The sequence below is a fragment of the Thioalkalivibrio sp. AKL8 genome (assembly GCF_000380525.1).
In the GTDB taxonomy this organism is placed as follows: domain Bacteria; phylum Pseudomonadota; class Gammaproteobacteria; order Ectothiorhodospirales; family Ectothiorhodospiraceae; genus Thioalkalivibrio; species Thioalkalivibrio versutus.
Genome location: NZ_AQYF01000002.1, coordinates 78,196 through 103,921, shown reverse-complemented (window position 1 = coordinate 103,921; position 25,726 = coordinate 78,196). Strand labels below are relative to the sequence as shown.

Annotated in this window: 30 protein-coding genes and 1 tRNA gene; 17 read left to right on the top strand and 14 right to left on the bottom strand. The window is 67.8% G+C overall.

The features are described 5' to 3' along the window. The first annotated feature begins 61 nt into the window (after nt 1–61). The 4 genes from G335_RS0101095 (at nt 62) to trpC (ending at nt 3,924) form a co-directional block, all read left to right on the top strand. Nucleotides 62–655, top strand: coding sequence for an aminodeoxychorismate/anthranilate synthase component II (locus G335_RS0101095; RefSeq protein WP_018168959.1), 594 nt, complete (start codon nt 62–64; stop codon nt 653–655). Between the two features lie 166 nt (nt 656–821). Beyond that, nucleotides 822–2,051 carry a multidrug effflux MFS transporter gene (locus G335_RS0101090; RefSeq protein WP_018168960.1) on the top strand — a complete coding sequence of 410 codons (1,230 nt, stop codon included), beginning with the start codon at nt 822–824 and terminating at the stop codon, nt 2,049–2,051. Nucleotides 2,052–2,080: 29 nt separating this feature from the next. Beyond that, a complete protein-coding gene (gene trpD / locus G335_RS0101085) occupies nt 2,081–3,115 on the top strand; it encodes an anthranilate phosphoribosyltransferase (RefSeq protein ID WP_018168961.1) in 1,035 nt (344 codons plus the stop codon). After that, a complete protein-coding gene (gene trpC / locus G335_RS0101080) occupies nt 3,112–3,924 on the top strand; it encodes an indole-3-glycerol phosphate synthase TrpC (RefSeq protein WP_018145158.1) in 813 nt (270 codons plus the stop codon). The genes trpD and trpC overlap by 4 nt, the downstream gene beginning before the upstream one ends. Nucleotides 3,925–3,957: 33 nt before the next feature. Here the strand turns inward: trpC and crp are convergent, their stop codons facing one another. Then, nucleotides 3,958–4,605 (bottom strand): cAMP-activated global transcriptional regulator CRP, encoded by a 648-nt coding sequence (crp, locus tag G335_RS0101075; RefSeq protein WP_018145159.1) that lies wholly within the window; start codon nt 4,603–4,605, stop codon nt 3,958–3,960. A gap of 198 nt (nt 4,606–4,803) precedes the next feature. Here crp and G335_RS0101070 point away from each other — a divergent pair, with 198 nt between their 5' ends. Together G335_RS0101070 and speD are read left to right on the top strand one after the other, a co-directional pair. After that, a complete protein-coding gene (locus G335_RS0101070) occupies nt 4,804–5,232 on the top strand; it encodes an OsmC family protein (protein WP_018168962.1) in 429 nt (142 codons plus the stop codon). Nucleotides 5,233–5,322: 90 nt separating this feature from the next. After that, entirely contained in the window at nt 5,323–6,132 is an 810-nt protein-coding gene (speD, locus tag G335_RS0101065; protein WP_018145175.1) for an adenosylmethionine decarboxylase, read from the top strand. Nucleotides 6,133–6,193: 61 nt separating this feature from the next. Here speD and coq7 read toward each other — a convergent pair whose 3' ends face one another. Together coq7 and G335_RS0101055 are read right to left on the bottom strand one after the other, a co-directional pair. Next, the gene (coq7, locus tag G335_RS0101060; protein WP_018168963.1) at nt 6,194–6,835 is read right to left on the bottom strand and encodes a 2-polyprenyl-3-methyl-6-methoxy-1,4-benzoquinone monooxygenase; all 642 of its coding nucleotides are present in this window, start codon (nt 6,833–6,835) and stop codon (nt 6,194–6,196) included. 63 nt (nt 6,836–6,898) lie between these two features. Then, entirely contained in the window at nt 6,899–8,092 is a 1,194-nt protein-coding gene (locus G335_RS0101055; RefSeq protein WP_018168964.1) for a (Fe-S)-binding protein, read from the bottom strand. A 103-nt stretch (nt 8,093–8,195) separates the two neighbouring features. Here G335_RS0101055 and G335_RS0101050 point away from each other — a divergent pair, with 103 nt between their 5' ends. The 5 genes from G335_RS0101050 to G335_RS0101030 all read left to right on the top strand — a co-directional run bounded on the left by G335_RS0101050 (nt 8,196) and on the right by G335_RS0101030 (nt 10,581). Beyond that, on the top strand, nt 8,196–8,933 hold the full coding sequence (locus G335_RS0101050) for a YdiY family protein (RefSeq protein WP_018168965.1): 738 nt from the start codon (nt 8,196–8,198) through the stop codon (nt 8,931–8,933). Between the two features lie 82 nt (nt 8,934–9,015). Continuing rightward, complete coding sequence (locus G335_RS0101045) at nt 9,016–9,321, top strand: ferredoxin (protein ID WP_018168966.1); 306 nt, start codon at nt 9,016–9,018, stop codon at nt 9,319–9,321. A 65-nt stretch (nt 9,322–9,386) separates the two neighbouring features. Then, a tRNA-Met gene (locus G335_RS0101040) sits at nt 9,387–9,463 on the top strand. 112 nt (nt 9,464–9,575) lie between these two features. Beyond that, the gene (locus tag G335_RS0101035) at nt 9,576–10,277 is read left to right on the top strand and encodes a M15 family metallopeptidase (RefSeq protein ID WP_018175654.1); all 702 of its coding nucleotides are present in this window, start codon (nt 9,576–9,578) and stop codon (nt 10,275–10,277) included. Nucleotides 10,278–10,371: 94 nt separating this feature from the next. Then, complete coding sequence (locus tag G335_RS0101030; protein WP_018168968.1) at nt 10,372–10,581, top strand: hypothetical protein; 210 nt, start codon at nt 10,372–10,374, stop codon at nt 10,579–10,581. A gap of 34 nt (nt 10,582–10,615) precedes the next feature. Here the strand turns inward: G335_RS0101030 and G335_RS0101025 are convergent, their stop codons facing one another. Genes G335_RS0101025 through G335_RS0101015 form a run of 3 tightly spaced genes read right to left on the bottom strand, consistent with a single transcriptional unit; the run spans nt 10,616 to nt 13,533 of the window. Then, nucleotides 10,616–11,626 (bottom strand): M14 family metallopeptidase, encoded by a 1,011-nt coding sequence (locus G335_RS0101025; RefSeq protein WP_018175653.1) that lies wholly within the window; start codon nt 11,624–11,626, stop codon nt 10,616–10,618. A gap of 8 nt (nt 11,627–11,634) precedes the next feature. Continuing rightward, a complete protein-coding gene (locus G335_RS0101020; RefSeq protein WP_018175652.1) occupies nt 11,635–13,074 on the bottom strand; it encodes a glutamate-cysteine ligase family protein in 1,440 nt (479 codons plus the stop codon). Between the two features lie 3 nt (nt 13,075–13,077). Next, entirely contained in the window at nt 13,078–13,533 is a 456-nt protein-coding gene (locus G335_RS0101015; protein WP_018175651.1) for a hypothetical protein, read from the bottom strand. A gap of 141 nt (nt 13,534–13,674) precedes the next feature. On the opposite strand from G335_RS0101015, the gene G335_RS0101010 reads away from it, so the two are divergent. Genes G335_RS0101010 through G335_RS0101000 form a run of 3 tightly spaced genes read left to right on the top strand, consistent with a single transcriptional unit; the run spans nt 13,675 to nt 15,565 of the window. After that, nucleotides 13,675–14,238, top strand: coding sequence for an RNA polymerase sigma factor (locus tag G335_RS0101010; protein WP_018175650.1), 564 nt, complete (start codon nt 13,675–13,677; stop codon nt 14,236–14,238). Beyond that, nucleotides 14,228–15,055: a hypothetical protein gene (locus G335_RS0101005; protein WP_018175649.1), complete on the top strand. Its 828-nt coding sequence runs from the start codon at nt 14,228–14,230 to the stop codon at nt 15,053–15,055. The genes G335_RS0101010 and G335_RS0101005 overlap by 11 nt, the downstream gene beginning before the upstream one ends. A 21-nt stretch (nt 15,056–15,076) precedes the next feature. Beyond that, nucleotides 15,077–15,565: a DsrE family protein gene (locus tag G335_RS0101000; protein WP_018175648.1), complete on the top strand. Its 489-nt coding sequence runs from the start codon at nt 15,077–15,079 to the stop codon at nt 15,563–15,565. Nucleotides 15,566–15,598: 33 nt separating this feature from the next. On the opposite strand, the gene murU is transcribed toward G335_RS0101000, so the two are convergent. Genes murU through G335_RS0100985 form a run of 3 tightly spaced genes read right to left on the bottom strand, consistent with a single transcriptional unit; the run spans nt 15,599 to nt 18,048 of the window. Continuing rightward, the gene (gene murU, locus G335_RS0100995) at nt 15,599–16,273 is read right to left on the bottom strand and encodes an N-acetylmuramate alpha-1-phosphate uridylyltransferase MurU (protein ID WP_018175647.1); all 675 of its coding nucleotides are present in this window, start codon (nt 16,271–16,273) and stop codon (nt 15,599–15,601) included. A gap of 3 nt (nt 16,274–16,276) precedes the next feature. After that, a complete protein-coding gene (locus G335_RS0100990) occupies nt 16,277–17,272 on the bottom strand; it encodes an aminoglycoside phosphotransferase family protein (protein WP_018175646.1) in 996 nt (331 codons plus the stop codon). Next, nucleotides 17,269–18,048, bottom strand: coding sequence for a metallophosphoesterase (locus G335_RS0100985; protein ID WP_018175645.1), 780 nt, complete (start codon nt 18,046–18,048; stop codon nt 17,269–17,271). Before G335_RS0100985 ends, G335_RS0100990 begins: the two co-directional genes overlap by 4 nt. Before the next feature lie 163 nt (nt 18,049–18,211). Between G335_RS0100985 and dksA the strand changes: the two genes are divergently transcribed. Next, a complete protein-coding gene (gene dksA / locus G335_RS0100980; protein WP_018175644.1) occupies nt 18,212–18,637 on the top strand; it encodes an RNA polymerase-binding protein DksA in 426 nt (141 codons plus the stop codon). Nucleotides 18,638–18,675: 38 nt separating this feature from the next. On the opposite strand, the gene argA is transcribed toward dksA, so the two are convergent. The 3 genes from argA to G335_RS0100965 all read right to left on the bottom strand — a co-directional run bounded on the left by argA (nt 18,676) and on the right by G335_RS0100965 (nt 20,929). Then, complete coding sequence (gene argA, locus G335_RS0100975) at nt 18,676–20,043, bottom strand: amino-acid N-acetyltransferase (protein ID WP_018175643.1); 1,368 nt, start codon at nt 20,041–20,043, stop codon at nt 18,676–18,678. A gap of 137 nt (nt 20,044–20,180) precedes the next feature. After that, on the bottom strand, nt 20,181–20,654 hold the full coding sequence (locus tag G335_RS0100970) for a DUF192 domain-containing protein (protein ID WP_018175642.1): 474 nt from the start codon (nt 20,652–20,654) through the stop codon (nt 20,181–20,183). A 2-nt stretch (nt 20,655–20,656) separates the two neighbouring features. Continuing rightward, nucleotides 20,657–20,929, bottom strand: coding sequence for a heavy-metal-associated domain-containing protein (locus tag G335_RS0100965; RefSeq protein ID WP_018145194.1), 273 nt, complete (start codon nt 20,927–20,929; stop codon nt 20,657–20,659). A gap of 81 nt (nt 20,930–21,010) precedes the next feature. Between G335_RS0100965 and ilvD the strand changes: the two genes are divergently transcribed. Next, the gene (ilvD, locus tag G335_RS0100960; RefSeq protein WP_018175641.1) at nt 21,011–22,864 is read left to right on the top strand and encodes a dihydroxy-acid dehydratase; all 1,854 of its coding nucleotides are present in this window, start codon (nt 21,011–21,013) and stop codon (nt 22,862–22,864) included. Nucleotides 22,865–22,921: 57 nt separating this feature from the next. Beyond that, on the top strand, nt 22,922–23,593 hold the full coding sequence (gene radC / locus G335_RS14130) for a DNA repair protein RadC (RefSeq protein WP_018175640.1): 672 nt from the start codon (nt 22,922–22,924) through the stop codon (nt 23,591–23,593). A 193-nt stretch (nt 23,594–23,786) separates the two neighbouring features. Here radC and bioF read toward each other — a convergent pair whose 3' ends face one another. Then, the gene (gene bioF / locus G335_RS0100950; RefSeq protein WP_018175639.1) at nt 23,787–24,968 is read right to left on the bottom strand and encodes an 8-amino-7-oxononanoate synthase; all 1,182 of its coding nucleotides are present in this window, start codon (nt 24,966–24,968) and stop codon (nt 23,787–23,789) included. Continuing rightward, nucleotides 24,965–25,717: a class I SAM-dependent methyltransferase gene (locus G335_RS0100945; RefSeq protein ID WP_018175638.1), complete on the bottom strand. Its 753-nt coding sequence runs from the start codon at nt 25,715–25,717 to the stop codon at nt 24,965–24,967. The genes bioF and G335_RS0100945 overlap by 4 nt, the downstream gene beginning before the upstream one ends. Between the last annotated feature and the right edge of the window lie 9 nt (nt 25,718–25,726).

Genomic DNA, 25,726 nt, shown 5'->3' with positions numbered 1-25,726 from the left:
GTGCGCATGACCTCGGTTTTATTCGTCTGCCCGTTTCTTTCGGCCTCCAGGGACGTTCGCCATGATCCTGATGCTCGACAACTACGACTCGTTCACCTTCAACCTGGTCCAGTACCTGGGCGAGCTGGGGGCGGAGGTGGTGGTGCACCGCAATGACTGCATCACCCCGGAACAGATTGCGGAGCTCGACCCCACCGGTATCGTGATCTCCCCCGGCCCCTGTACGCCGAACGAGGCGGGGGTGTCGCTGGAGGTGATCCGGCGCTTTGCCGGCGAGATCCCGATCCTCGGGGTCTGCCTCGGGCACCAGGCGATCGGCCAGGTCTTCGGTGGCCGCGTGGTGCGGGCGCGCGAGATCATGCACGGCAAGACCTCGCCGGTGCATCACACCGGGGTCGGGGTGTTCGCCGGGCTGGAGAATCCGCTGGAGGCCACGCGCTATCACTCGCTGGTGGTCGAGGCCGCAAGCCTCCCGGAATGTCTGGAGGTCACTGCCTGGACCCAGCGCGAAGACGGCTCGCGCGACGAGATCATGGGCCTGCGTCATCGCGAGCTGGATGTCGAGGGCGTGCAGTTTCACCCGGAATCCATCCTGACCCGCCAGGGGCACGAACTGCTCGGCAACTTCCTGAGTCGCCTGCCCCAGCCGGCGTGAAGCGCAGGTCAATAGACACCTTTCCACGCGGCCCTTACTGCTTGTTCTGGACGGCAGGTGGGGTTCGCCTGGCCGCGCCTGCTGGCGGTATTGCGGCTCGCACCGCTCGCGCGGCGGCCTCTCGCGGGTCGTGCCCGACCGGTGTTCACTCTCGATTCCGGCGCGCATGCCTCGCTTGAGGGGCGCCGCCACGGAACGCCGCACGCGGCTGCGCTTCGCCCTGCTGGTAGCGCCGCTGTCCATGCTGGCGCCGTTCTCGCTGGATACCTATCTGCCCTCGTTTCCGGCGATGGCCGAGGCCCTGGCCGTCGATGGTGTGGCGATGCAGGCGACGCTGTCCGCCTATCTGGTCGCGTTCGCCGTTGCCACCCTGATTGCCGGCCCGCTGTCGGATGCCTATGGCCGGCGCCCGGTGGTGTTGTGGGCCCTGCTGGCCTACGTGTTGACCTCGGTGCTGCTGGTGTTCGCGATGGAGTACTGGCAGGTGCTGGCGTTGCGCATGGGACAGGGGCTGGCGGCGGCGGCCGGGGTGGTGGTCGGGCGAGCGCTGATCCGCGATCGCTTTGATCCCACCGACGCGCGGCGGGTGTTCGCGCTGGTCACCATGATGTTCGCGATCGGGCCGGCCGCCGCGCCGATCATCGGCGGCTGGTTGCAGGCGGCGTTTGGCTGGCGTTCGGTGTTCGCCTTCCTGACACTCTACGGCGTCTTCCTGCTGTTGGCGGTGCGCGCCTGGATGCCGGAGACCCTGCCGCCGGTCGGCCGCGTCTCCAGTCACCCGCGTCCGGTCATCCGGGGCTACCTGGGCACGCTGCACAACCCGGCGTTTCTGTTCCCGGTCGCGGTCCATGCGGGGATGTTCGGGGCGATGTTCCTGTTCATTGCCGCGTCCCCGACCATCATCTACGAGCACCTGCAAGGCGGGGAACAGGACTTCTGGTGGTTGTTCGGGCCGCTGGTCGCCGGGCTGGTGGTGGGCGGCTTCGTCGCCGGGCGCGTGGCCGGGGTGGTGAGCCCGCAGCGGGCCGTGGCGATCGGGCTCGGGCTGTCTGGGCTGTCGCTGGCGCTGGTGGGCCTGGCGGTGCTGGCCGACGGCCCGGTGGCCGCGATCACCGGGCCGTTCGCGCTATACAGCTTCGCCCTGGCCACGGCGATGCCGTCGCTGACCCTGCTGGCGCTGGATTGTTACCCCGGCGCGCGCGGCATGGCTGCGGCCATGCAGGCCTTCGTGCAGCTGGGCTTCAGCGCGCTGCTGGCGCTGTTCCTGGTCGACTGGCTGGACGATGCCATGGGGCGTCTGGTCCTCGCGGCGCTGCTGCTCTGGGCCCTGGCACTGGCCGCCTGGCTGGTCGCGCCGGGCGGTGGTCGTGCGGGCACCGCGCGGACGTTACACTAGCCGCTTCGAATTTCCGCAGGAGCAAGCCCGTGACCGTGCAGCAAGCGATAGCGGCCCTCATCGAGCGCCGCGACCTGGACGAGGCGACCATGACCGCCGTGATGCAGGCGGTGATGACCGGCGAGGCCACGGATGCCCAGATCGGCGCGTTCCTGGTGGCCCTGCGCATGAAGGGCGAGACCATCGAGGAGATCCGCGCGGCTGCCGGCGTGATGCGCTCGCTGGCCACGCGCGTGGATGTGCCGCGTACCGGGCTGGTGGATACCTGCGGAACCGGCGGCGATGCCTCGGGCACCTTCAATATCTCCACCGCCGCGGCGCTGGTGGCGGCGGCGGGCGGCGTGCGGGTCGCCAAGCACGGCAATCGCTCGGTGTCGTCGAAATCCGGCAGTGCCGACGTGCTGGAATCGCTGGGGATCTCGCTGGGCCTGTCGCCGGCAGCGGTGGGGACCTGCATCGACGAGGTCGGTGTTGGCTTCCTGTTCGCTCCCGCCCACCACGGCGCGATGAAGCACGCGATCGGTCCGCGCAAGGAACTTGGCGTGCGTACGCTGTTCAATGTGCTGGGGCCGCTGACCAACCCCGCCGGGGCGCCGAATCAGGTGCTCGGCGTGTTTTCCCAGGATTGGGTGCGCCCGCTGGCCGAGGCCCTGAAGGGGCTCGGTAGCGAGCACGTCCTGGTGGTGCATGCCGAGGATGGTCTGGACGAGATCAGCATCGCCTCGCCGACCCGGGTGGCGGAGCTGCAGGATGGCGAGATCCGCGAATACACCATCCGTCCGGAGGATTTCGGGCTGACCACCACGGCGCTGGATGCGGTGCGGGTCGACAGCGTGGAGGCCTCGGCCAGCATGCTGCGCGGCGTGCTGGACGGACAGGCGGGTGCGGCACGCGACATCGTGCTGCTGAATGCCGGGGCGGCGATCTACGCCGGTGGCGGGGCGGACACACTCCCAGCGGGGATCAAGGCCGCCGCCCGGGCGATCGATTCCGGCGCGGCGCGCGAACGGCTGGAGCGCCTGCAAGCGACCAGCGCAAGACTGGCAAACAAGGAAGCACAATGAGTGAAGGCAACGCAGTACCCGACATCCTGCAGCGCATCCTGGAGCGCAAGCGCGAGGAGCTGAAGGAACGCGAGGTGTACTGGCCACTGCGCGAGTTGCGCGGCTGGATGGGGTCCGCCCCGGCGCCGCGTGGTTTTCGCGCGGCCCTGCAGCGCGATATCGACGCCGGGCGCCCTGCGGTGATCGCGGAGATCAAGAAGGCCAGCCCGAGCCAGGGCCAGATCAGCCCGAACTTCAACCCCGAGGCGTTTGCGCGCAGCTACGAGGAGCATGGTGCGACCTGTCTGTCGGTGCTGACCGACGTGGACTTCTTCAAGGGACGCGACGGCGACCTGCGCGACGCGCGTGTGGCCTGCACGATCCCGATCCTGCGCAAGGATTTCGTGATTGATCTCTACCAGGTCTACGAGGCGCGGGTGCTGGGTGCGGATTGCGTGCTGCTGATCGCGGCGGCGCTGGATGACACGGCGCTGCACGAGCTCTTCTTCCTGACCCGCGAGCTGGGCATGGATGCCCTGGTGGAGGTACATGACGCCGAGGAGCTGGAGCGGGCCAAGCGCATCGGGGCCGACCTGATCGGCATCAACAACCGCGACCTGCACAGCTTCGAGACGCGGCTGGAGACGACGCTGGAGTTGAAGGATCAGGTGCCGGAGGAGGCCCTGCTGGTGACCGAAAGCGGCATCCACACGCGCGAGGATGTCGCGCGCATGCAGGCGGCCGGGGTGAATGCCTTTCTGGTGGGAGAGGCCTTCATGCGCACCGAGGACCCGGGCGCGGCCCTGGGCCGGCTGTTCCGCGGCGAATAACGGCCCCGCGGGCCCGACCCGGGCGGGCTCGTGTCAGCGGGTGCCGAACACCACGATGGTCTTGCCGTGGGCGGTGATCAGGCCGCGTTCTTCCAGATCCTTCAGCACGCGTCCGGCCATCTCGCGCGAGCAGCCCACGATACGCGCGATCTCCTGCCGGGTGATGCGCAGCTGCATGCCGTCGGGGTGAGTCATCGCGTCGGGCTGCTGGGCCAGGTCCAGCAGGGTGTGGGCGATGCGTCCGGTGACATCCACGAACGCGAGGTCCATCACCTTGCGCGAGGTCTGACGCAGGCGGGCCGCGATCTGGCTGGTGAGCAGCATCAGGATCTCGGGGTCGCGCTGGGCGATCTCGCGGAACTGGGTGTAGGGGATCTCCGCGGTCTCGGTGTCCTCGCGGGTGGTGACCGTCGCGCTGCGCGGGTCGTCCTCGAACATGCCCAGCTCGCCGAAAAACTCGCCCTTGTTCAGGTAGGCAAGTACCAGCTCATGTCCGTTGTTCTCGCCCAGTACCGAGACCGAACCACTGACCACGTAATACAGTGTGTCGGGTACGGTGCCCGAGTGAATGATCGTGGTGCGCTTGCGGTACTGGCGCCGGTGGCAGTAGCCGAGGAAACGCTCCAGCGCGGGCGATGGCTGCGCCGGGCGGTAAATGAACGGGTTGTTCAAGGCTTCCATGGTCACGTCCGATATCAGCTTCCTGAAGATGAGCGCCAGTGTAATGCAGCATCCGTGCCCTGCACCCCGGGGTAACTGGCACCGTTCACAAAATCCGCCGGCAGGGCCCTGTTTTGTGCAGCAGGTCCGCCCTGAGTAGAGTTCTACCCGAGTATAGGCGTGGATTTCTCCATCCAACAGTGTGAAAGGACAAGCCCGATGCAGGTGAAAGTGAAATGGCTGGATCAGGTGGCCTTTGTCGGCGAGACCGACAGTGGCCACGCGGTGGTGATGGACGGGGCGCCGGATGCCGGCGGGCGCAACCTGGGCGCACGCCCGATGGAGATGCTGCTGTTGGGGATGGGCGGTTGTACCAGCTTCGACGTGATTGCGATGCTGAAGAAGGCGCGCCAGCAGGTGCTGGACTGCGAGGTGACCGTGGAGGGCACGCGGGCGGAGACCGTGCCCAAGGTCTTTACCGACATCCATGTGCATTTTCGTGTGTACGGCCACGCGTTGTCGGAGAAGCAGGTCGGGCGTGCGGTGGGGCTCTCGGCCGAGAAGTACTGCTCGGCCTCGCTGATGCTGGGGGCCTCGGCGAAGGTGACCCACGACTTCGAGATCATCGAGGGGCCGGCGCCGCGCTGAAGCCGCGTCTCCCTGGGTCCGTCCTTGGACTTGCGGGCCGGGGCGTCTACAATTCGCCGCTCGCTGCGGCCCGGGCCAAGAGGACACGCCATGCCTCGTCACAAGAAGCAGATCAAGCTCCACGGTTTCAATAACCTGACCAAGAGCCTGAGCTTCAATATCTACGATATCTGCTATGCCTCGGGTGACCGACATCGCGATGAATACATTGCGTACATCGACGAGGCGTACAACGCCCAGCGTTTGACGCAGATCCTGTCCGACGTGGCCCACCTGATCGGGGCCAACATCCTCGATATATCGCGCCAGGACTACGATCCGCAGGGCGCGTCGGTGACCATGCTGATCTCGGAGGAGCCGGTGGCCACCGAAAAGATCGGCTACACCGAAGGCCCCGGCCCGCTGCCGGAGACGGTGGTCGGCCACCTGGACAAGAGTCACATCACGGTGCACACCTACCCGGAGGCGCACCCCGAGGGTGGGATCGCGACCTTCCGCGCGGATATCGACGTGTCCACCTGCGGGCGCATCTCGCCGCTGCGCGCCCTGAACTACCTGATCCACAGCTTCGAGTCCGACATCGTGATCATGGACTACCGTGTCCGCGGCTTCACCCGCGACGTGCGCGGCAAGAAGCACTTCATCGATCACAAGATCAACTCCATCCAGGACTTCCTGTCGCGCGACACCCAGGAGAAGTACCAGATGGTGGACGTAAACGTGTACCAGGAGTACCTGTTCCACACCAAGATGGTACTGAAGGACTTCGACCTGGACAGTTACCTGTTCGGGCTGGGCAAGGATGATTACTCGGCCAAGGAGGCCAAGCGCATCTCCAAGCTGCTCAAGCACGAGATGATGGAGATCTTCTACGGCAAGAACATGAGTCGCCCGGGCTGAGTCGGTGCGCGCCGCGCGGCGTTGCACGCGGCGGTGATCACCTGGCTCCCCGCGTCGCGGGTCAGATCCAGTAGGCGGTGCGCGTCATCACGCTGGACGTCAGCGGCATCAGGAGGTTGCGCACTGGCCACGGCGGCGCCTTGCCGCCCAGTGCCATCGCGTGCGCACCGTGCTCCACCTCGTCCTGCTTCATCCGCGCCAGGATGCGCGCGGAGACCTCGTCCTGTGCCGGCAACCGCTCCAGATGGCGGTCCAGGTGGCGTTCCACCTGGCGTTCGGTCTCGTCGATAAAGCCCAGGCTGTAGGCATCGCCGGTCAGCCCGGCGAGCGCGCCCATCCCGAACGAGCCCATGTACCAGAACGGCCCCAGCAGGCTGGTGCGGCCGCCCAGGTCGTGTACCCGGCGGGCGCACCAGTGCAGGTGGTCGCCCTCCTCGCGCGAGGCCTGATCCAGGTGGCCGCGGATCTCCGGGTTGCGGGCGGTCAGCATCTGGCCCTGGTATAGCCCCTGCGCCGCGACCTCGCCGGCATGATTGACCCGCATCAGGCGGGCGGACAGGTCGCGTTCGTGATCCTCCAGGTGCGGCCCGATGTCGTCCCCACCCGGGGAGGGCCGGCCGGTGGAGCGGGCCTGTCCGGAGACGACCTTCACGAAGGCGTCGGCCTGGTTGATCAGGTGGTCCAGCGGGGAAAGTCGGCGCATGGTTCCGGTCCGGTTGGGGCGTCGTGGTGTACCCCTCAAGGGTACCGCAAGCGCGGGCAGGGATCAGCGCCCGGCGGAGTTGTGAGTGTGGTTTTTCAGACGCCGGGCCAGAAAGCGGGCGGGTGACAGGATTTCCGGAAGACCCGATTGTTCGCTGGCCAGCGCCCGCAGGTGCACGCTGCAACCGACATTGGGGCTGATGATCGCGTCCGGGGCGTCGGCGGTCAGGGCCTGCAGGGTCTCGGTGCCCAGGTCGTCGGCCATGGCCGGCTGCGTCAGCATCGCGGTGCCGCCGGCGCCGCAACAGTTCGGCGCGTCGGCGACCGGCGCCAGCGTGACCCCAGGCAGGCGTGCCAGGAGCGCGGGCAGCTCGTGGGCCTCGCGGGTGACGTTGCGCAGGGTGCAGGGCCGATGCAGCGCGATGCGTATCGGTGTGGCGTCCCAGATATCTCCGTTGGTGTTGGTGTCCAGCCACTGCGCCAGAAACCGGGTGAGGCTCTGGCTGCGTGCCGACACAGTGCCCTCGGGGTATTCGCGCAGCGTGGCCTCGCAACCGCTGTCCAGCGCGATCACCGGCACCTCGCGGGTGCCGAAGGCTTCGCCATTCCGCGCCTGCAGCGCCTGCGCCGCCGCGCGGTGGCCGGTGTGCTGGTCCAGCGCTCCGCAGCAAACCTGGCCCTGCGGGATGGCGACGCGCACGCCGAGGGCGTCGAGGACCTCCAGCGCGGCCTCCAGGTCGGGTCCGGTGAAGAAGCGGTCCATGCAGCCGGTAAACAGCAAGGCGTCGGCCGTTTCCGGGGTCGCGGTCGCTCGCAGCCGGGGGGCGGGTGCCAGGGAGTCGCGGGTGTGGGCGAGACTGCGTTCCCAGCCGCCGCGCGGCAGCAGGCGGTCTACACCCAGGCGGGCGCCAGTGCGCGCCGTCAGCCCCCCGAGACTGCGCAGGGTTGGGTGCAGCAGGGCCTGGTGCTGTAGCGCCTGGCGCCAGCGGTCCCCGCGCGACGGCGTGGCGGGGTGTTCGGTCAGGATCTCGCGGGCGCGGTCCATCAGTGCCCCGAAGGGCACGCGTGCCGGGCAGACCAACTCGCAGGAGCGACAACCCAGGCAGCCTTCCAGATGGCTGCGCAGGCGTTCGGATTCCGGCTCCAGCCGGCCCTGGGCCAGGCCCTGCATCAGGGTCAGCCGCCCGCGCGGGGAGTCGCCCTCGACCCCGTGCCAGCCGTAGGTCGGGCAGTGTGGCAGGCATAGCCCGCAGTGCACGCACTGGTCCGCGGCGGAAAGTCCCCTGAATCTCAGGGGCTGGTCCGATACCCCCAGCGGCTTTGCTAGGGTTTCGCCTTTATTCGCTTCCGGGAGGTTTCCCATGCTCGTGCGTTCGTTCCGGTCCGTCGGGTCCGCGTTTGCCTCGCTCATCCTGCTGAGCATACCAGTCTCGCAGGCCCTGGCCTGGGAGGCCGAGGGCTGGCAATCGACGATCGAGCTCGGGGCCTCCAAGACCACCGGGAACACCGAGTCCACCACGGCCACGGGCCGTTTCCGCGCGGAGCACACGACCGTCGACTGGCGCAATCGCATCCGCCTGGACGCGTACTTTCACGAGGAAGACGACGAAACCACCGGCGAGCGCTACATCGCCGGCTATCAGGCGGACCGCAAGCTGGGCGAGCACGACTACCTGTTCGGGGCGCTGCGCTACGAGCGTGACCGCTTTAGCAACTATGACTATCAGGGTTCGGCCACGGCTGGTTATGGTCGGCGCCTGATCGACGGCGAGCGGGTGCAGCTGGACGGCGAGATCGGTGCCGGTATGCGCCAGGTGCGCATCCGCACGACCGGGGAGACCGACAGCGAACCGGTCGGCCGCCTGGCCGGCAACTTCCGCTGGGAGATCAGCGAAAGCGCCCGCCTCACCGACGAGTTGCTGATCCTGACCGGCAGCGACAACACCGAGATCGAGAACATCCTCGCCCTGACCGCGGACGTCACCAGCCGGATGTCCCTGCGTACCAGCTTCACCGTGAAGCACAACACGGACGTCGAGCCCGGCGTGGAGAATACCGACACCATCACGGACGTCAGCCTGGTCTACCGCTTCCGCTGAATGCACGGACAGCGCACGCTGCCACCCGCCGTTTTGCCAGTGGCAGCGTTATCATGAGTCGCAGGGATCACCGGAGACTTCCATGGGCTACTACCAGCGCCATATCTTTTTCTGCACCAACTGCCGCGAGGACGGCAACTGTTGCGAGGACCACGGGGCGACCGAGATGCGCGCCTATGCCAAGAACCAGGCCAAGGCCATGGGCATCCACGGCAAGGGCCAGGTGCGGGTGAACACGGCCGGCTGCCTGGACCGCTGCAACGAGGGCCCGGTCGCGGTCGTCTATCCGGAGGGCGTCTGGTACACCTACCAGGACGAACGCGACATCGACGAGATCCTGGAAGAGCACCTCAAGAACGGCCGCGTGGTCGAGCGCCTGCAGATCTGAACCCCGCCGGGCGCCGCGCTGGCTTGACTTTATGCGCCGGCCTCCGGAGAATCCGCATCCCGCGTGGCTACGTAGCTCAGCTGGTTAGAGCACATCACTCATAATGATGGGGTCCCCTGTTCGAATCAGGGCGTAGCCACCACCGAATTCTCCAAAAGGGCTGCCTTCCGGCAGCCCTTTTTGGTGTTGGGCGCTGCTACCGGTTTTGGCTTTGCGTATCCTGGCAGTGACGAAGGCGTGGGCAAGGGGGCGCTATGCGCAGCAAGCGGACGATTCTGGCGGGGCTTGGGCTGCTGGTTGCAATGGCGGCAGGCGGGGTCTCGTGCGCTGCTGAGGCGCGCCCGGCAGGGTTTGTTGCGGCGGGTGACGTGGTAACGGACCTGGTCGAGGAGATCCACTACTTTGGCGACGACAACTTCGTGGGCGAACCGATCGATGGTTACGAGGCCCCCGTTTGCATCCTGACGTCCCCGGCCGCCCATGCCCTCGCCCGGGTGCAGGAACGTCTCGCGGCGTTCGGGCTTGATCTCAAGGTATTCGACTGCTATCGGCCCGCGCGGGCCGTCGCGCACTTCGTGCGCTGGGCGGAGGACCTCGGCGATACCCGCATGCAGGCACAGTATTACCCGGAAGTTGCCAAGGACGAGTTGTTCGAGCATGGCTATATCGCGGCCCGGTCGAGTCACTCGCGTGGCTCGACGGTCGATCTGACCTTGATTGATCGCGATTCCGGCGAGGCTCTGGAGATGGGCACCGGCTTTGACCGGTTCAGTCCGCGCTCCTGGCCCGGGGATGACGGTGTTTCCGCACAGCAGCGGGCCAACCGCATGCTTCTGCAGCGGCTGATGGTAGAGGCGGGCTTCGAGCCCTACGAGCAGGAGTGGTGGCATTTCACCCTGGCGGACGAGCCCTTTCCGGATCACTATTTCGATTTTGTGGTCGGCCGGGGCCAATAGGCGCGCCGGAGGGCTTTATTGCCGCCTGTTCGGGGCTCGGCTAGACTGCGCGCCGGCCGGCCCGGCTCACTGGGACCAACCTCGGATGAACGCCATGAAACGTTACGGAATCCGCATTCGCCTGCCGGAAGGCAGCACCCTTTCCATGCCGCACCTGCTGGGGGCGGACTGGGAATCCTATCGCTGGTATGACAGTGCGCTGGAGCGTGACAAGGCGCTGGCGGACATGCAGCGCGACCTCCCGAATTACCGCAAGGGCGATCACGTTGCCCAGGTTCTCGAGCGCGTCGAACGCGACGCCTGAGCCGGATTCGAATCCGTCGCGAACAGCGGCGGGATCAGAGCGTCAGCGGCTCCATCAGGTAGCACAGGCAGTCCTGGGCGATCACGCGGGTGTCCAGCGTGAGCATGGACGGCATCGCCTGGCGCTTCAGGCGGATCTCCTGACCGGCCCGCTCCAGATATTCCCCGGTCACCTCCGAACCGTCCTCGGCGATCGCGATCAGCGGGTCCTGGGCGTCTGCGTGCACATTCACCAGGCGCGAGCCGGCGGGCAGTAGCTGGAAATTCAGGCCGTCCAGGTCGGGTTCCAGGCGGACGTCGTGCTGCGCGTCCAGTCCGACCTGTAGTCCGGGGCGCACCCGTACCTGGGCCACGGTGTGGAAGATCTCGATGGCGCCCGTCCGCGGCGGCTCCTGGGCGAAGTGGTCCAGGTGTAGCACTGCATCGATCATCTCGCGCGCGTGGTCCACGCCGGCCGCGTCCTCGGGGTGGCCGCATTCCACTGTGACGGCCGGTGCGATACGCGCCAGTGCCATGGAGGCGACCCCGCGCGGCCGGGTGAAGTAGACCACCGTGCGTCCGAACAGCGCGGCCAGATTGAGGAACGGCGCCTCCAGACGGTTGATGCAGGCGTAATGGGGATTGCGCCCGGTGTTGTTGTGCAGGTCGATTGCGGCGAACAGGCCGCGTCCTTCCAGGCGCTGGCAGAGTTCGGCGAAGACGTCGGCCTCGCGCGAGCCGCCCTGCTCGGTCCCCGGCCAGATGCGGTTGAAGTCCGGCTGGTCGTCCAGGTGGCGCTGGTTGAGCGCAGCGGCTTGTGGGTTGCCCACGACCAGGGTCAGCGCGCGCGGCAGCGGGCGCCCGGTGTAGTGGCGCAGGAGTTGCTGCACCGCGTGCAGGCCCACCGGCTCGTTTCCGTGCAGCAGAAGGACCACGGCCACCGCAGGCTCGCGCTGGCCTTCCAGGTGGATTAGCGCCGGCCCGGGCACGCACTGGTGCAGGGTGGCGGGCGTGGCCTCGAGGAAGCCGTCGGGTAGTTCGAAGTATTCGTTGATCGAGAGAGTCACGGGTTTCCTCAAAGTCCCCAGGTGTGAACCGGCGCGCCGGTGTTCTGCCAGCCGCGGTAGGCGTGGACCAGGCCCGGCCAGTCGCGGCCGTGGCGCGCGACCCAGTCGCGTTGCCAGTGCGTGCCGGTCTGGCGGCTGGCGACGCGCGCGGCGATGATGCCAAGAAGGTTGTCGCGTTCGCTACGGTCGATGCCCAGGCGCTCCAGACCTTCGGCCGCCCGGGGGAGCAGCTCCCGCGTGATCAGGCGTGGCGCCGGGACGGGGTCGCGATGGCCCCAGCGCAGGCGGGCGTCCAGCCCGTAGCGGGCGGCATTGTAGAAGTTGTCGCGGGCCTCGGAAAACGGGGTCTCCAGCGTTCCATCGGGCGATTCGGCCACCAGGTACTCGATCAGGCCCAGGGCGAAAGCGGTGTTGGCCAGCATGTCGATCAGCGACGGGCCGGCCGGCAGGCAGCGAAACTCCAGGCGTAGACTGCGTCGGCCATCCGCATCGCAGCCCACGATCGGCCGGTTCCAGCGCCAGATGGTGCCGTTGTGGAAGGCGAGGTGGGCCAGTTGATCGGCCGGCTCGTCGAGGGCCACTGGCAACAGCACCGGAAAGTGCTCGAGGTTCTCGGTGAACAACTCGCCGATGGATGCGTGCAGATAGCCGGTGCCGAAGGTCACGCGGCGGATCGGGCCACGCGCCGAGTTGGCGAACCCGCCGACCTCCACCGATTGCTCGAACAACGGGATGCGGCTCTCGGCCCAGAGGTCGTGGCCGAAGATGTAGGGCGTATTGCCGGCGGCGGCCAGCACCGGTGCCGCAGCCACCAGAGAGGCGTTGTAGGCGCGGTGGGCGACCTCGGGGCGGGTCTCGATATGCACCTGGAAGGAGGTCGCCGCCGCCTCCAGCATCACGTCCGCATGGCGGTGCTGGAGGTGCTCGTGACCGACGATGTCCACCTGCAGCGGGCGCTGGGCGCGTTGTTCCAGGATCGCGCTGTTCAGGGCCCGGTAGCGGGCCTGCTGCGACATGTGGTGGATCCCGAGGTCGTCCGGTTCCAGGGTGGGCAGGCTGCCGGCCATCAGCAGTTCCGCGCCGGCGTGGCGGGCCGCCCGGCGCGCCCGGCGCAGGGTCTCGTTCAACTCGTCGAGGATGGCGCTGAAGCAGCCGGGACCGGCGCGGAAGACGCCGCTGTTCAGTTCGACATTGAACTGCGCCAGTTCCAGGGTGGCCAGCGGGCTGTCCATCGCCGCAAGGAAGGCGTCATTGACCGGTAGCGGTCGCCCCTGGGTGTCGCACAGCCAGGCTTCGATCTCGAAGCCCAGCCGCGGGGGTGGGGCGGGGTCCTCGGGCGGTTGCGTGCGCAGCCAGTCCAGCAGCTGGGCGGTCTCGTCCGCGAGGGCCTGGTGGAAGCGGTTGAAGTCCGCCGCGCCGAAGTGCTCCTCGCGGATCTCGCGGCCCAAGGGTTAGTCCTCGTCCCGGTCGTCGTCCGGTGCGTCGTCATAGAGGCTCTCCAGAAGATCGCCCCAGATCTGTTCGTGGTGCTCGATGAAGGCCAGCAGGCTCTTGCGGAAGGCGAGATAGTCGGCCTCGAAGACTTCGAAGTCCGCCCCGCCATTGAGCAGCTTGGCGGCCCGGTCGGTCTGCTGCAGGCTGTCACGCAGGTTGAGGCTGGCGGCCATCGCACCCTTGACGCGTTCGCGCTCGTGCGGGATCCAGGCGCGGTCCGACAGCATGGAGCGCAGGTTCTCGCCCAGTTCCAGCAGGCGCTTGCGCAGGCGCGGGACGGCGCCGATGGTGCCGGTCTTGAGCTCGCTCCAGACGGCATCGGTGATCAGGCGCGCCCAGCGTTCGCGCAGATCCCGCACGGTATCGGGGTCAAAGGCGAAAGAGCGCTCCAGTTGTTGCGGATCGAATGGCATTGGGTATCCTGATCGACGAAGCCTGGGATGTGCGGCGTCTGCGGTGGAGGGGCCGGAATAGCCTCGCGCCCCGTAGCGTCCTACAGGGTACAAGAACAAGCAAGGCCGCATGTACGGCCTGCGGATGGAGGAATCGACAACATGGCGACCTGGTTCGCGCAGCGCAGGCTGCGTCAGAAGGTGTGCGACCTGCGGCCACAGATGTACCGCATGGCATTCGCGTGGTGTCACGACGCCGCGCTGGCGGATGACCTGGTGCAGGAGGCAATGATGAAGGCCCTGACCCGGCTGAAGTCGTTGCAGGACGAGAACGCCCTGAAGGCCTGGGTGTTCCGCATCATGACCAACTGTTACCGCGACTGGGGCCGGCGGCAGAAGGACACGGTGGATGTGGACAGCATGGAGCTGTCCTGCGAGGACTGCCCGGAGCAGCAGACCGAGCGCAATCGCATGGTCGCGGATGTTCACCGGGCGATGGCCGAACTGAGTACCGATCACCGGCAGGTGGTCGCGCTGGTGGACCTGGAGGGTTTTGCCTACTCCGAGGTCTCGGAGGTGCTGGACGTACCGATCGGCACCGTGATGAGTCGCCTGAGCCGGGCTCGGGCGCAGTTGAAGAAGGTGCTGCTGGAGCAGCAGGCCGACACGGGGACAGCGGCCGATACACCCTATCTCAAGGTAGTGAGGAATCGGCATGTCGAATGAACGACTGAGTGCAAAGAATCGACCCAGCGAGGAGATTCTCAATGCCTTCGTGGACGGCGAGTTCTCGCCGGAGGATCGTCTGTTTACGTTGAAGACGATCGCCTCCAGTGAGCATCTGAGTCGCGAAGTCTGCGACATGCACCAGCTCAAGGAGCTGGTGAACATGGCCTACGAAGACGTCCCGGCCGGGCGCGCGGCCGGCACCACCGGTGGCCGTTGCCGGTTATCGCGTGGTGGACGTTCGGCCTGGTTCCCGTCGGTGGCGGCCGGCGTGCTCGCGCTGGTCGTGGGTTCGCTGGGTGGATACGAGATCACTCGCGATGCCGGTTTCTTCGGGGGCGACCATGCTGCTGCGGCCGGCCAGGAGTCCGGGGCCCTGGCGCAAATGGCTGCCAGCGATAACGCGCCCGGCGGGGCCGCGGCCCCGCAGCAGGTGTTTTCGGCAACCGAAACCGATCAGATTCTGCTGCACATCAACGAGGCGGATACCCGTGCGATGGCCGAGTTGCTGGACGACATCGAGAGCATGTATCGCGAGGCGGCCACGGTCGGGCGCGACCTGAACGTGCAGGTGGTGGTGCACAACAACGCGATGGGCATGCTGCGAACCGACAGCGCACCCTATCCGGAACGCGTCGCGAGCATGGCGGAGGCGTACCCCACGCTGCGCTTTACCGCCTGTGCCCAGACCCTCAACCGCCTGGCGCGCGAGGAAGGCCAGAAGGTGGATATCCTGCCACAGGCTGAACTGATCGATTCCGGCGTCGCCGAGGCGGCCCGCCGTCAGGCGGAAGGCTGGATCTACATCAAGGTCTGATTCGGCACGGCCGGAGTCTCGATGCAAGTCGACCCACAAGTGCTGCGCCCCGGCTGGTTCCTGGCCGGGGCGCTCTTGTTGATGCTGGCGGCAGGCGGCGCGACTGCTGTATTGATGGGCGCCGTCGCCAAGGCGCCGGCGGCCGAAGAGCCGCTGCGGGTGGTCTATCACATCAACACCGACGACCTGGAGCTCCACCTGAACGCCCTGCGCAACCTGCAGAATCACATCGACGGTAGCCCCGATGATGTTTCGCTCAGGATCAAGGTGTTGACTCATGGCAGCGGCATCAGTCTGCTGCAGCACGCCCGTACCGATCCGGACCTGCGCAGTACCGTGAATACCCTTAAGCTGCAGGATGTGCGCTTTTTGGTGTGTGGCAACTCGCTGGAATCGCGCGGGCTCGAACGCAGCGATCTGCATGAGGTATCGGACAGGGACGTGGTTCCCAGTGGCATCGTGGAACTGACCCGCCTGCAACGCTCCGGTTACACCTACATCAAGCCCTGACCGGGGCGGCCGCATCCCCCCTGCGTTGGGTGATCAGCGCCCCCCAAGCTCGGTGTCCAGCGCCGCCAGGCGCTCCGGTGTGCCGATGTCGCGCCAGGCGCCGGTGTAGTGTTCGCCGGTGACCCGGCCGGCCTCGATGGCTTGACGCAGCAAGGGTCCGAGGGCCCGGCGCCCCGGTGGCAGATCACGGAACAGCGCCGGGTCGTACCAGCCGATGCCGCTGAAGGTCAGCAACTCGTTCCCCGCCAGGGCCACCCGCTCCCCGTCCAGGGCGAAATCGCCCTGCGTGTGATGGTCGGGGTTGGCGACCAGTACGAGGTGCGCGAGCGGTCGGTCGGTGGCTGTGTTCATCGTCGCCGGGGGTGTCAGCGGGTGGTCGCACCAGACATCGCCATTGACCACCAGAAACGGCTCCTCCCCCAGAAGGGGAAGGGCCTGGCGGATCCCGCCCGCGGTCTCCAGGGCACCCTCGGGCTCCGGTGAGTAGCGAATGGCGAGGCCCGTCTGGCATTCACCCAGGGTGGCGCGGATCTGTTCGCCCAGATGCGCGAGGTTGATGACTACCTCGCGGTACCCGGCGGTCGCCAGACGATCCAGCGTGTAGCCGATCAGCGGCCGGCCACCGACCGGCAGCAGCGGCTTGGGGCAGTGGTCGGTCAACGGGCGCATGCGTTCGCCGCGCCCGGCGGCCAAGATCATTGCGCGCATGGCTTAATCCTCCCGCATGCGTTCGGGCATGTGGGTTTGGAACCAGCCCGCCACCGGTGCCAGCGCCGGCTGTGACAGCCCCTGCGCCAGGAGTCGATGCAGGCGCGGCAGGTGTTCCAGGTAGCGTGGTTTGGCATCCCGGCGCGCCAGGCGCACGAAGATCCCGAGGATCTTGGTGGTGCGCTGGACGCCGAGGACGCGGTAGTGCTGCATGAAGATCTCGGGGTCCCAGGCCGTTCCCGCGGCATAACGCTTCAATGCCCGCTCCACGGTGGCGGGTGACACCTCGCGCCGGGCGTCTTCCAGCAGCGAGACGACATCGTAGGCGGGGCTGCCGATCACGGCATCCTGGAAATCCAGGACGGCACAATCGCCATGCTCGCCGGGTGGCAGCATCAGGTTGTCCACGTGGAAGTCGCGTAGCACCAGTGTCCCGGGCAGGACGGGCAGGCCTTCCAGCGCCTCCCGCCAGGCTGCGAGAAATCCGTTGCGCAGGGAGGCGCTCATCGGGGTGCCGTGTTGTTCCGGCCAGTACCAGTCGGCAAACAGCGCGGCCTCGTCCAGCAGGCGCGGGGTGTCGTAGGCGGGGACGTCCGGGGCCTTCGCGGCCTGCGCTGGCCAGGCGCGATGCAGCTGGATCAGGGTGTCGATGGCGCGGTCGTACAACGGGCCTTCCGCGGCCCCCTCGGCGAGGGCCCGGGTGAAGGTTCGGTCGCCGAGGTCCTCGAGCAGCACGAAGCCGGTGGCTGGATCGTGCGCAAGGATGCGCGGCGGGCGTAGCCCCAGCGATTCCAGCAGTCGCGCAATCTCCACGAACGGCTCGGTGGCCTCGCGCTCGGGTGGCGCATCCATCAGCACCACCGGTTGGTCGTCGCGGCACAGGCGGAAATAGCGCCGAAAACTGGCATCTGCACGCAGGAGTGCCAGGTCGGTAAACCTGCCCGGCTGGTCCTTCAGCCAGGCCTGGAGCTGCTCGCTGCGGCGATCGTCCGGGATCATGCGCGGGCCTCGGGAAATTCGTCGGATAGACGCTCGACGCGGGTATCGATGCGGCCATCGGCATGCAGTGCCAATACGCGGTAGCCGGCGTGTTCGGTATCCAGCGCGAACTGTTCGGAGCCGGGGGCGAACTGGACGCAGGTGGAGGGGCAGCCCAGCAGTTCGACGCCCTGGCGCTCGGCGCGGAAATCCTGATGGATGTGGCCGAACAGGCAGGCGCGTACGCGCGGGTGGTGATCCAGGATCGCGAACAGGTCGTCGGGATTGGTCAGGCCGATCCGGTCCATCCATGCGCTGCCGACGGGCACGACCGGGTGGTGAACGGCGACCATGCCCCAGTGATCGGGGTGTGCGGTCAGTACTTGATCCAGGCGCGACAACTCGGCCGGCTCGATGCGCCCGGACGCCTGCCCCGCAACCGCCGAATTGATCCCGACCAGCAGCCAGTCGCCGAGCAGCCGGTGGCCGTCCAGGGCGTGTCCGGCGCCCGTGAAGGCGCGGTGCAGCAGGGTCCAGTCATCGTGGTTGCCCGCCAGGCCGGCGAGCGGCCAGCCTTTCACGTGTTCGTCGAGCATTGCGAGGAGTCGCGTGTAGGCCGCCGGATCCGGATCTTCGGCCAGGTCGCCCGTGAGCCATAGCAGGTCCGGCCGGGCCTCGTTCCGGCGCAGGGCCTCGAGCACGCGGGCGAGCTGGCGGTCGCTGTCGGGATAACCCGGTCGAATGGGGCCCGGCTCCCGGCCGAGGTGGGTGTCGCTGATCTGAAGGATGTGCTGCATGCGGCCGGTGTCGTTTTCCGTATGGTGCCGGTTGTGTGCGTTCGGGCGCGCTTTCGCGTTTGCCGCCCGGCAGGGTTATTGCCCTATACTCGATCGGGTGTACCGTGCAATGCGCCGGGGCCCTCCCGCATGGGGCGAGAGGGGGCCTGGCGAGGGGTCCAAGATGAGCCAAGAAGCCAAGACCCGCCCGGATTCCGGGTACCGTCCGTCCGAGGACGAACCCTACATGAATCCGCGTCAACTGGACTACTTTCGCGCCAAGCTCGAGGCCTGGCGTGCCGAGCTGATCGAGGAATCGGAGCAGACTCTGGAGCACCTGCGCAGCGAGAGCTGGCAGGAGCCGGACCCGAATGACCGCGCCAGCCACGAGACCGATGCCGGCCTGGAGCTGCGAACCCGGGATCGGTACCGCAAGCTCCTGAACAAGATTGACGCGGCGCTGGCGCGCATCGAGCAGGGCGAATACGGCTATTGCGAGGAGACCGGTGAACCGATCGGCATCGCCCGGCTGGAGGCGCGCCCCATTGCCACCCTGAGCGTGGCGGCCCAGGAGGCCCACGAGCGCGAAGAGGATCGCTACGCGCAATAGCCGCCGAGAACGAACCCCGCGCCGCTCAGGGTGTGGGGTTATGCGTCCGTCAGGGTTCGGGTAAACACCCGCGAGTTGCGCGCCTGGTTGTAGCGGGTCTGCCGGCTGACGGGCAGATCGTCCACCTTGCCTGGCGTGTAACCGCGTTCCTGGAACCACTGGGCGGTGCGTGTGGTGAGCACGAATACCCGCCGGATTCCCTGTTCCTGCGCCAGGTGTTCCATCGCCTGCAGCAAACGGTCGCCGCGGCCGCTCCCGCGGTAATCCGCGTGCAGGGCCAGGCAGGCGATCTCCGCGGCATCCGCCTCGAACGGGTAGAGTGCGGCGGTCCCGATGATCAGGCCGTCGGCCTCCAGCACCTGGAAGCGGTCGATCTCCAGCTCCAGGTGCTCCCGCGCGCGATGCACCAGGATGCCCTCGGCCTCCAGCGGTTCCAGTAGTGCATGGATGCCGCCGACATCGTCGAGCGTGGCCGGGCGCAGCCGTTCCAGTGGCTCGCGCGAGACCAGTGTGCCGATTCCCAGACGTGTGAACAGCTCGGTCAGGAGCCCACCGTCGTCCCGACGGTCGATCAGGTGCACCCGGATCTCGCGCTGGCGACAGGCGTCGAGCGCGCTCTTCAGGTGGTTGGCCAGTTCCTGCGGCAGGTCGGTGGCGGTCTCCAGCAGCTCCTGCGCGGCCGGCACGGTGAGCTGGTCCAGCACGCCGTGTTCGGGATCGCGCAACACCCCGGCTTCGGTGAGAAAGATCAGCTTGTCGGCGTTCAGCGCGATCGCGACCTGGGTGGCGACATCCTCGCCGGAGAGGTTGAACACCTCGCCGGTGGGGGAGTAGCCGAGCGGGGAGACCAGGGCCACCTGCTCGCGGTCCAGCAGGGCCGCGAGTGCGGTGGTGTCCACCCCGCGCACCTCGCCGGTGTAGTGGAAGTCCACGCCGTCGCGTACGCCCAGTGGCCGTGCGGTGACGAAGTTGCCACTGGCCACGCGCAGGCGTGCGTTGCCGGTACCCGGCTGGCCGAGGCTGCGCGAGAGCAGGCCCTCGATCTGCAGGCGCAGCCGACCGACCGCATCCAGCACGGCTTCCAGCGCTGCGCCATCGGTTACGCGCAACCCGTTGGCGTAAGCCGGGGTCAGTCCGCGCTCGGTCATCCGTGCCTCGATTTGCGGGCGCGCCCCGTAGACCAGCACGACCCGGATACCCAGGGCATTGAGTTTGGCGATATCGCGCATCAGTGCCGGAAACTCCGGCGCCTGGGCGGCCTCGCCTGCGAGCGCGATCACCATGGTGCGCCCGCGGTGGGCGGCGATGTACGGCACCGCATCACGGAACCAGGCGAGCTCCCCGGGCTGCGGGGCTCGGCGCGAGGGCGCGTGATTGCGGGCGGCTGGGTTGGATGTGGCGGTCACGGGCGTGTCCGTTTCCTGATGATGTCCTTGAGCAGACAGTCTAGGGAATCACGGATCAATGTACACGTGGGATCAGTCAGGCCTGCTGGCCCGATCCTGCGGGAAGGGGTGTTAGGGAAACATTGATCAGTGTTTCCCTAGTCGGTCTCGCCCACGAGGCGTTCGAGGTCCGGGACGGAGGCGCCGGGCGCGATACCGTGTTCCTTGAACCACCCGGCATTGACCTCCAGGGCGTAGCGCACCGGCCGTTTCGCCTCGTGTATGCGGGTGGAGTGGGGCGTCATGCTGGCGATGTTGGTAATAGTGAAGTCGGCATCGATGAAGGCCACGTCCAGCGGGATGCGGGTGTTCTGCATCCACATGCCGTAGTGCGCCGGTCGTGGCCAGATGAACAGCATGCCGTGGTCGGCGGGCAGGTGGTCGCGGTGCATCAGCCCGATCCGGCGGCTACGGTCGGTCGCGGCGATCTCGATCGTCAGGGCTCGTTCGCCGAGTTGCAGTTCGGCGGTCGGTAGCCCGCTTTCGGCCTGCGCCAGCCCCGTGCCCAGGACGAACAGCAGCACCAGCCCGACAAGGCCGGGCTGCGCGCGCCCCCGCGACGTATTGATCAAGCCTATTCGCCGCTCATGCGCCCCACGGCGCAGCTGGCAAACGACTTGGCCTTGGCGCTGGCGGAGCGCAGGCCGGAGACCGAACCGACCTCGGGGTAACCCATGCTGGCGAGCTTGGCAGCGACCGCCTCGCGGGCGCTGTCGGGCGCCTCGATATCAACCGCACCGCCTTCCACGTCCACCTCGGCGTCGGTGACGCCCTCGACCTGCAGCAGGCCCTTGCGGATGGAGCTGGCGCAGCCGCCACACTTGATGTTCTCGACTTCGATTTTCATTGCAGGTGCTCCGGGGTACTGGGGTTTGTACGACTCATTATGTACGATCTGCGTTCACCGTAATCGTTCACGAGAATATACATGCCCGCCTATCGTTCCCGCACCACTACCCACGGCCGCAATATGGCGGGTGCCCGCGCCCTGTGGCGCGCCACCGGCATGAAGGATGGCGACTTCGGCAAGCCGATCATCGCCATTGCCAACTCCTTCACCCAGTTCGTGCCCGGGCACGTGCATCTGAAGGACCTGGGCCAGCTGGTGGCCGGCGAGGTGGAAAAGGCCGGCGGCGTGGCCAAGGAGTTCAACACCATCGCGGTGGACGACGGGATCGCGATGGGCCACGGCGGGATGCTCTATTCGCTGCCCTCGCGCGAGATCATCGCCGACTCGGTCGAGTACATGGTCAACGCACACTGCGCCGATGCCCTGGTCTGCATCTCCAACTGCGACAAGATCACCCCCGGCATGCTGATGGCCGCGATGCGCCTGAACATCCCGGTGGTGTTCGTCTCCGGCGGGCCGATGGAGGCCGGCAAGGTGCAGGCCCCGGGCAGCGACAAGGTCATCCACCTGGATCTGGTGGACGCGATGGTCAAGGCCGCCGACTCCAGTGCCAGTGATGAAGAAGTGGAGGCCATCGAGCGCTCCGCCTGCCCGACCTGCGGGTCCTGCTCCGGCATGTTCACCGCCAATTCGATGAACTGCCTGACCGAGGCGCTGGGGCTGTCGCTGCCGGGCAACGGCTCGCTGCTGGCCACCCACGCCGGGCGCAAGAGCCTGTTCGAGCAGGCCGGCCGGCGCGTGGTCGAACTGGCCAAGCGTTACTACGAGCAGGACGATGAATCTGCTTTGCCGCGTTCCATCGCCACCTTCGAGGCGTTCGAGAACGCGATGAGCCTGGATATCGCGATGGGCGGCTCCACCAACACGGTGCTGCACCTGCTGGCGGCCGCGCGCGAGGGCGAGGTCGACTTCACCATGGCCGACATCGACCGCCTGTCGCGCAAGGTGCCGAATCTGTGCAAGGTCGCCCCGGCCACCCAGCTCTATCACATGGAGGATGTCCACCGCGCCGGTGGTGTGGTCGGCATCCTCGCGGAGCTGGACCGCGGCGGGCTGATTCACCGCGACATTCCCACCGTGCACGCCGAGACCATGGGCCAGGCCCTGGAACAGTGGGACGTGATGCGCCACGCCGCCGAGGCCGAGACGCTTTACCAGGCCGCCCCGGGCGGTGTGCCTACCCAGGTCGCGTTCAGCCAGGACAAGACCTGGGACAGCCTGGACATCGACCGCGAGAACGGCTGCATCCGCGACATCGAGCATGCCTACTCGAAGGACGGTGGCCTGGCCGTGCTCTACGGCAACATGGCCCCGGATGGCTGCATCGTGAAGACTGCCGGGGTGGACGACAGCATCCTGACATTCTCGGGTCCGGCCCGTGTCTTCGAGAGCCAGGACGCGACGGTGGAGGCCATTCTTGGTGACCAGATCCAGGCGGGCGACGTGGTGATCATCCGCTACGAGGGCCCCAAGGGCGGCCCGGGCATGCAGGAAATGCTCTACCCGACGTCGTATCTCAAGTCCAAGGGCCTGGGCAAGGAATGCGCGCTGGTCACCGACGGGCGCTTCTCCGGCGGCACCTCCGGGCTGTCGATCGGTCACGTCTCGCCGGAGGCGGCGCAGGGTGGTGCGATCGGCCTGATCGAGGAAGGCGACACCATCGTGATCGACATCCCCGGTCGCGAGATCCGCATCGACGTCGACGACGCCACGCTGGCGGCGCGGCGCGAGGCCATGGAGGCCCGCGGCGCGAAGGCCTGGAAGCCCGGGTCGCGGGAGCGGGCCGTCACCCAGGCCTTGCGCGCCTACGCCCTGATGACGACCTCCGCCGCCTACGGCGCGGTGCGCGACATCTCCCGCTTCGAGGACTAGCCCAGGGCCCAAACCGAAAAAAGCGAACGCATGTAACGCAACCACAGGGAGGTGGTGATGGCGATTACCGACTGGCCCGCGGCCGAGCGCCCGCGGGAGAGGCTGATCGAACGCGGCGCGGCCGCGCTTTCGGATGCGGAGTTGCTGGCAATCTTTCTGCGCACCGGCGTGGCCGGCAAGAGCGCGGTGGATGTCGCGCGGGACCTGCTCAGCCGCTTCGGCGGGCTGCGGCCTTTATTACAGGCGGATCAGGCGGGGTTTTGCGCCGCCCCGGGGCTGGGGGATGCCAAGTACGCCCAGCTCCAGGCCGTGCTGGAGATGGGGCGACGGCACCTGGCTGCGGACCTCGAGCGCGGCGATGCGCTGACCTCGCCCGCGACCACCCGACAGTTCCTGGCGGCGCGCCTGCGCGACTATCCCTTCGAGGTCTTCGGCGTGCTGTTCCTCGATAACCGCCACCGCGTGATCGCCTTTGAGGAACTCTTTCGCGGCACCATCGACGGTGCCTCCGTGCACCCGCGCGAGGTTGTGCGGCGCGCGCTGCACCACAACGCGGCGGCTGTGATCCTGGCCCATAACCACCCCTCGGGCGTGGCCGAGCCGTCGCGTTCGGATGTCGCCATCACCCGCCGCCTGACCGACGCCCTGGGGCTGGTGGACATCCGCGTCCTCGATCACGTGATCGTCGGCGACGAGGCCGTCTCCCTCGCCGAACGCGGCGAGCTGTAGGGGGAGGCTGACCCAGTCGCACGTCTGCGTTGCAACGCGGTGAGCTGCCGGCCGCTGGTCCGGCACTGAATGGTCATGGCGAGGAGCCGCAGGCGACGAAGCAATCTGCCGATATTCTCTCCCGGGGCAGCCGGATGGTATTTGTTTCGTCGCTTTGCTCCCCGCAATGACGGTTAGAAGCTTGCGCGCGGTGTCACGCCGGTGTGTCCTTGAGAGCCTTTTCCAGCGCCTGCAGCAGTGCGTCGACCTGCGTTTGGGTGTGGGCGGCGGACAGGGTGATGCGCAGGCGGGCCTCGCCTTCCGGGACGGTCGGGGGGCGGATCGCGGGGACCAGGAAGCCGGCCTCGAACAGTCGCTCGGCGACGGCGCTCGCGCGAGTGGCGGTGCCCAGGGTGACAGGCTGGATGGGTGTGAGGGGCGGTGGGTGTGGCAGGCCGAGGCGATCCAGCCCGTCGCCCAAGCGTCGCAACAGGTTCTGCAGGTGCGCGCGGCGGTCGTGGGCGGACGCGGCGATTTGCACCGAGGCCAGGGTGGCGGCGGCCAGGGCGGCCGGCATCGCGGTGGTGTAGATGTAGGGGCGCGCGGTCTGGATCAGGGTCTCGATCAGCCGTTCGGAGCCGGCCACGAAGGCCCCGGCGGTGCCGAAGCCCTTGCCCAGCGTCCCCATCAGGACCGGTACGTCGTCGCCGCCGAGACCGAAGTGCTGGCAGGTGCCGCCGCCGGTGTCGCCCAGCACTGACAGGCCGTGGGCGTCGTCCACCATCAGCCAGGCATTATATTCGCGCGCCAGGGCGGCGAGTTCCGGAAGCGGGGCGATATCGCCGTCCATGGAGAACACGCCGTCGGTGATGATCAGGCGCTGGCCGGTCGCGGGCGCCTTCTCCAGGCGCTCGCGCAGGTGTTCGGGCTCGGCGTGGCGGTAGCGCTGGCTGCGCGCGCCCGACAGGCGCACGGCGTCGATCAGCGAGGCGTGGTTCAGGCGGTCCTCGAAGACGGTGTCGTGGCGCCCGACCAGGGCCTGGACCAGGGCCAGGTTGGCCATGTAGCCGGTGGAGAAGACGAGTGCCCGAGCGCGCCCGGTGAAGCGGGCCAGGGCCTGTTCCAGCTCGTCGTGGGCGCGGCTGTGACCGTTGATCAAATGGGCGGCCCCCGCACCGACGCCGTACTGATCCAGCGCCTTGCGGGCGGCGGCGGCGACCGCCGGGTCACCGGCCAGGCCCAGGTAGTCGTTCGAGCAGAAGGCAATCACGCGGTGGCCGTCGATAACCTGTTCGGGCCGCTGTGGGCCGTCGAGCATGCGGGTGCGGCGCCATAGCCCGGCGTCGCGCACAGTGCTCAGGCGTTGCTCCAGGTAGTGATCGAGTGAGTCGCTCATGGGCGCAGGCCCGCGCGCAGGAAGATCGGCCAGTGCACCCGTGCCGGCATGCTCGGGTTGGACCACAGGGCTTGCAGGGCCGGCGCCAGCGCGGCCAGCGGGTCCTGGCCGGCGGCGCGGGCGCGGCGGATCGCGGACCAGGTGCCGAGATAGCCCAGCAGGGTGGCGCGATCCCATTCGCGCGTGATGCGAAACTCGGGCGCCTCGATCTCGGGCCAGGGAAACGGCAGGTTGCGGTAGTGGTTGCGGATGTGCTGGCGCTCTTCCGGCCACCAGGGGGCCAAGGTGGCATCGTGAAAGTCGATCAGCAGGTGGTCCAGTGCCGGGTCCTCGGCCCGCAGCACGCCGTAGCCCCAGATCGCCAGGAGTCCGTCCGGGCGCAGGACGCGGGCGACCTCGTCGTGGAACTCGGTGTGGCGGAACCAGTGCGCGGCCTGGGCCACACAGGCGAGGTCGACCGAGCCATCGGCCAGAGCACAGGCCTCGGCGGCACAGGCGACGCGGTCGATCCCGGAGTGATCCGGCAGTGTGGCCAGCAGCGATGGGGCGGCGTCCGTGGCGAAGACCTGCGAGAAGTGGGGCGCCAGGCCCCGCGCGGCCTGGCCGTTGCCGCTGGCACAGTCCCAGGCGCGCTCGTGGTGCGGAGTGTGCGCCGCCAGCCAGTCAAACAGCTCGGCCGGGTAGTCCGGGCGGTGGCGGCCGTAAGCGTTAGCCACCGCCGAGAAATGGTCGGGGAAGCCGCCGCTCACCGCCGGTCT

Excerpts from the sequence above, each read along its gene's own strand:
- G335_RS0101070 (WP_018168962.1), top strand. The coding sequence starts at position 4,804 with ATGCAGGTGAAAGTGAAATGGCTGGATCAGGTGGCCTTTGTCGGCGAG.
- coq7 (WP_018168963.1), bottom strand. The coding sequence starts at position 6,835 with ATGCGCCGACTTTCCCCGCTGGACCACCTGATCAACCAGGCCGACGCC.
- G335_RS0100990 (WP_018175646.1), bottom strand. The coding sequence starts at position 17,272 with ATGATCCCGGACGATCGCCGCAGCGAGCAGCTCCAGGCCTGGCTGAAG.
- G335_RS0101045 (WP_018168966.1), top strand. The coding sequence starts at position 9,016 with ATGGGCTACTACCAGCGCCATATCTTTTTCTGCACCAACTGCCGCGAG.
- G335_RS0101010 (WP_018175650.1), top strand. The coding sequence starts at position 13,675 with ATGGCGACCTGGTTCGCGCAGCGCAGGCTGCGTCAGAAGGTGTGCGAC.
- crp (WP_018145159.1), bottom strand. The coding sequence starts at position 4,605 with ATGGAAGCCTTGAACAACCCGTTCATTTACCGCCCGGCGCAGCCATCG.
- G335_RS0101050 (WP_018168965.1), top strand. The coding sequence starts at position 8,196 with ATGCTCGTGCGTTCGTTCCGGTCCGTCGGGTCCGCGTTTGCCTCGCTC.
- bioF (WP_018175639.1), bottom strand. The coding sequence starts at position 24,968 with ATGAGCGACTCACTCGATCACTACCTGGAGCAACGCCTGAGCACTGTG.
- speD (WP_018145175.1), top strand. The coding sequence starts at position 5,323 with ATGCCTCGTCACAAGAAGCAGATCAAGCTCCACGGTTTCAATAACCTG.
- G335_RS0101005 (WP_018175649.1), top strand. The coding sequence starts at position 14,228 with ATGTCGAATGAACGACTGAGTGCAAAGAATCGACCCAGCGAGGAGATT.
- G335_RS0101095 (WP_018168959.1), top strand. The coding sequence starts at position 62 with ATGATCCTGATGCTCGACAACTACGACTCGTTCACCTTCAACCTGGTC.
- G335_RS0101035 (WP_018175654.1), top strand. The coding sequence starts at position 9,576 with ATGCGCAGCAAGCGGACGATTCTGGCGGGGCTTGGGCTGCTGGTTGCA.
- dksA (WP_018175644.1), top strand. The coding sequence starts at position 18,212 with ATGAGCCAAGAAGCCAAGACCCGCCCGGATTCCGGGTACCGTCCGTCC.
- ilvD (WP_018175641.1), top strand. The coding sequence starts at position 21,011 with ATGCCCGCCTATCGTTCCCGCACCACTACCCACGGCCGCAATATGGCG.
- murU (WP_018175647.1), bottom strand. The coding sequence starts at position 16,273 with ATGCGCGCAATGATCTTGGCCGCCGGGCGCGGCGAACGCATGCGCCCG.
- G335_RS0101000 (WP_018175648.1), top strand. The coding sequence starts at position 15,077 with ATGCAAGTCGACCCACAAGTGCTGCGCCCCGGCTGGTTCCTGGCCGGG.
- G335_RS0100965 (WP_018145194.1), bottom strand. The coding sequence starts at position 20,929 with ATGAAAATCGAAGTCGAGAACATCAAGTGTGGCGGCTGCGCCAGCTCC.
- trpC (WP_018145158.1), top strand. The coding sequence starts at position 3,112 with ATGAGTGAAGGCAACGCAGTACCCGACATCCTGCAGCGCATCCTGGAG.
- G335_RS0101090 (WP_018168960.1), top strand. The coding sequence starts at position 822 with ATGCCTCGCTTGAGGGGCGCCGCCACGGAACGCCGCACGCGGCTGCGC.
- radC (WP_018175640.1), top strand. The coding sequence starts at position 22,922 with ATGGCGATTACCGACTGGCCCGCGGCCGAGCGCCCGCGGGAGAGGCTG.
- G335_RS0101030 (WP_018168968.1), top strand. The coding sequence starts at position 10,372 with ATGAAACGTTACGGAATCCGCATTCGCCTGCCGGAAGGCAGCACCCTT.
- G335_RS0100985 (WP_018175645.1), bottom strand. The coding sequence starts at position 18,048 with ATGCAGCACATCCTTCAGATCAGCGACACCCACCTCGGCCGGGAGCCG.
- G335_RS0101015 (WP_018175651.1), bottom strand. The coding sequence starts at position 13,533 with ATGCCATTCGATCCGCAACAACTGGAGCGCTCTTTCGCCTTTGACCCC.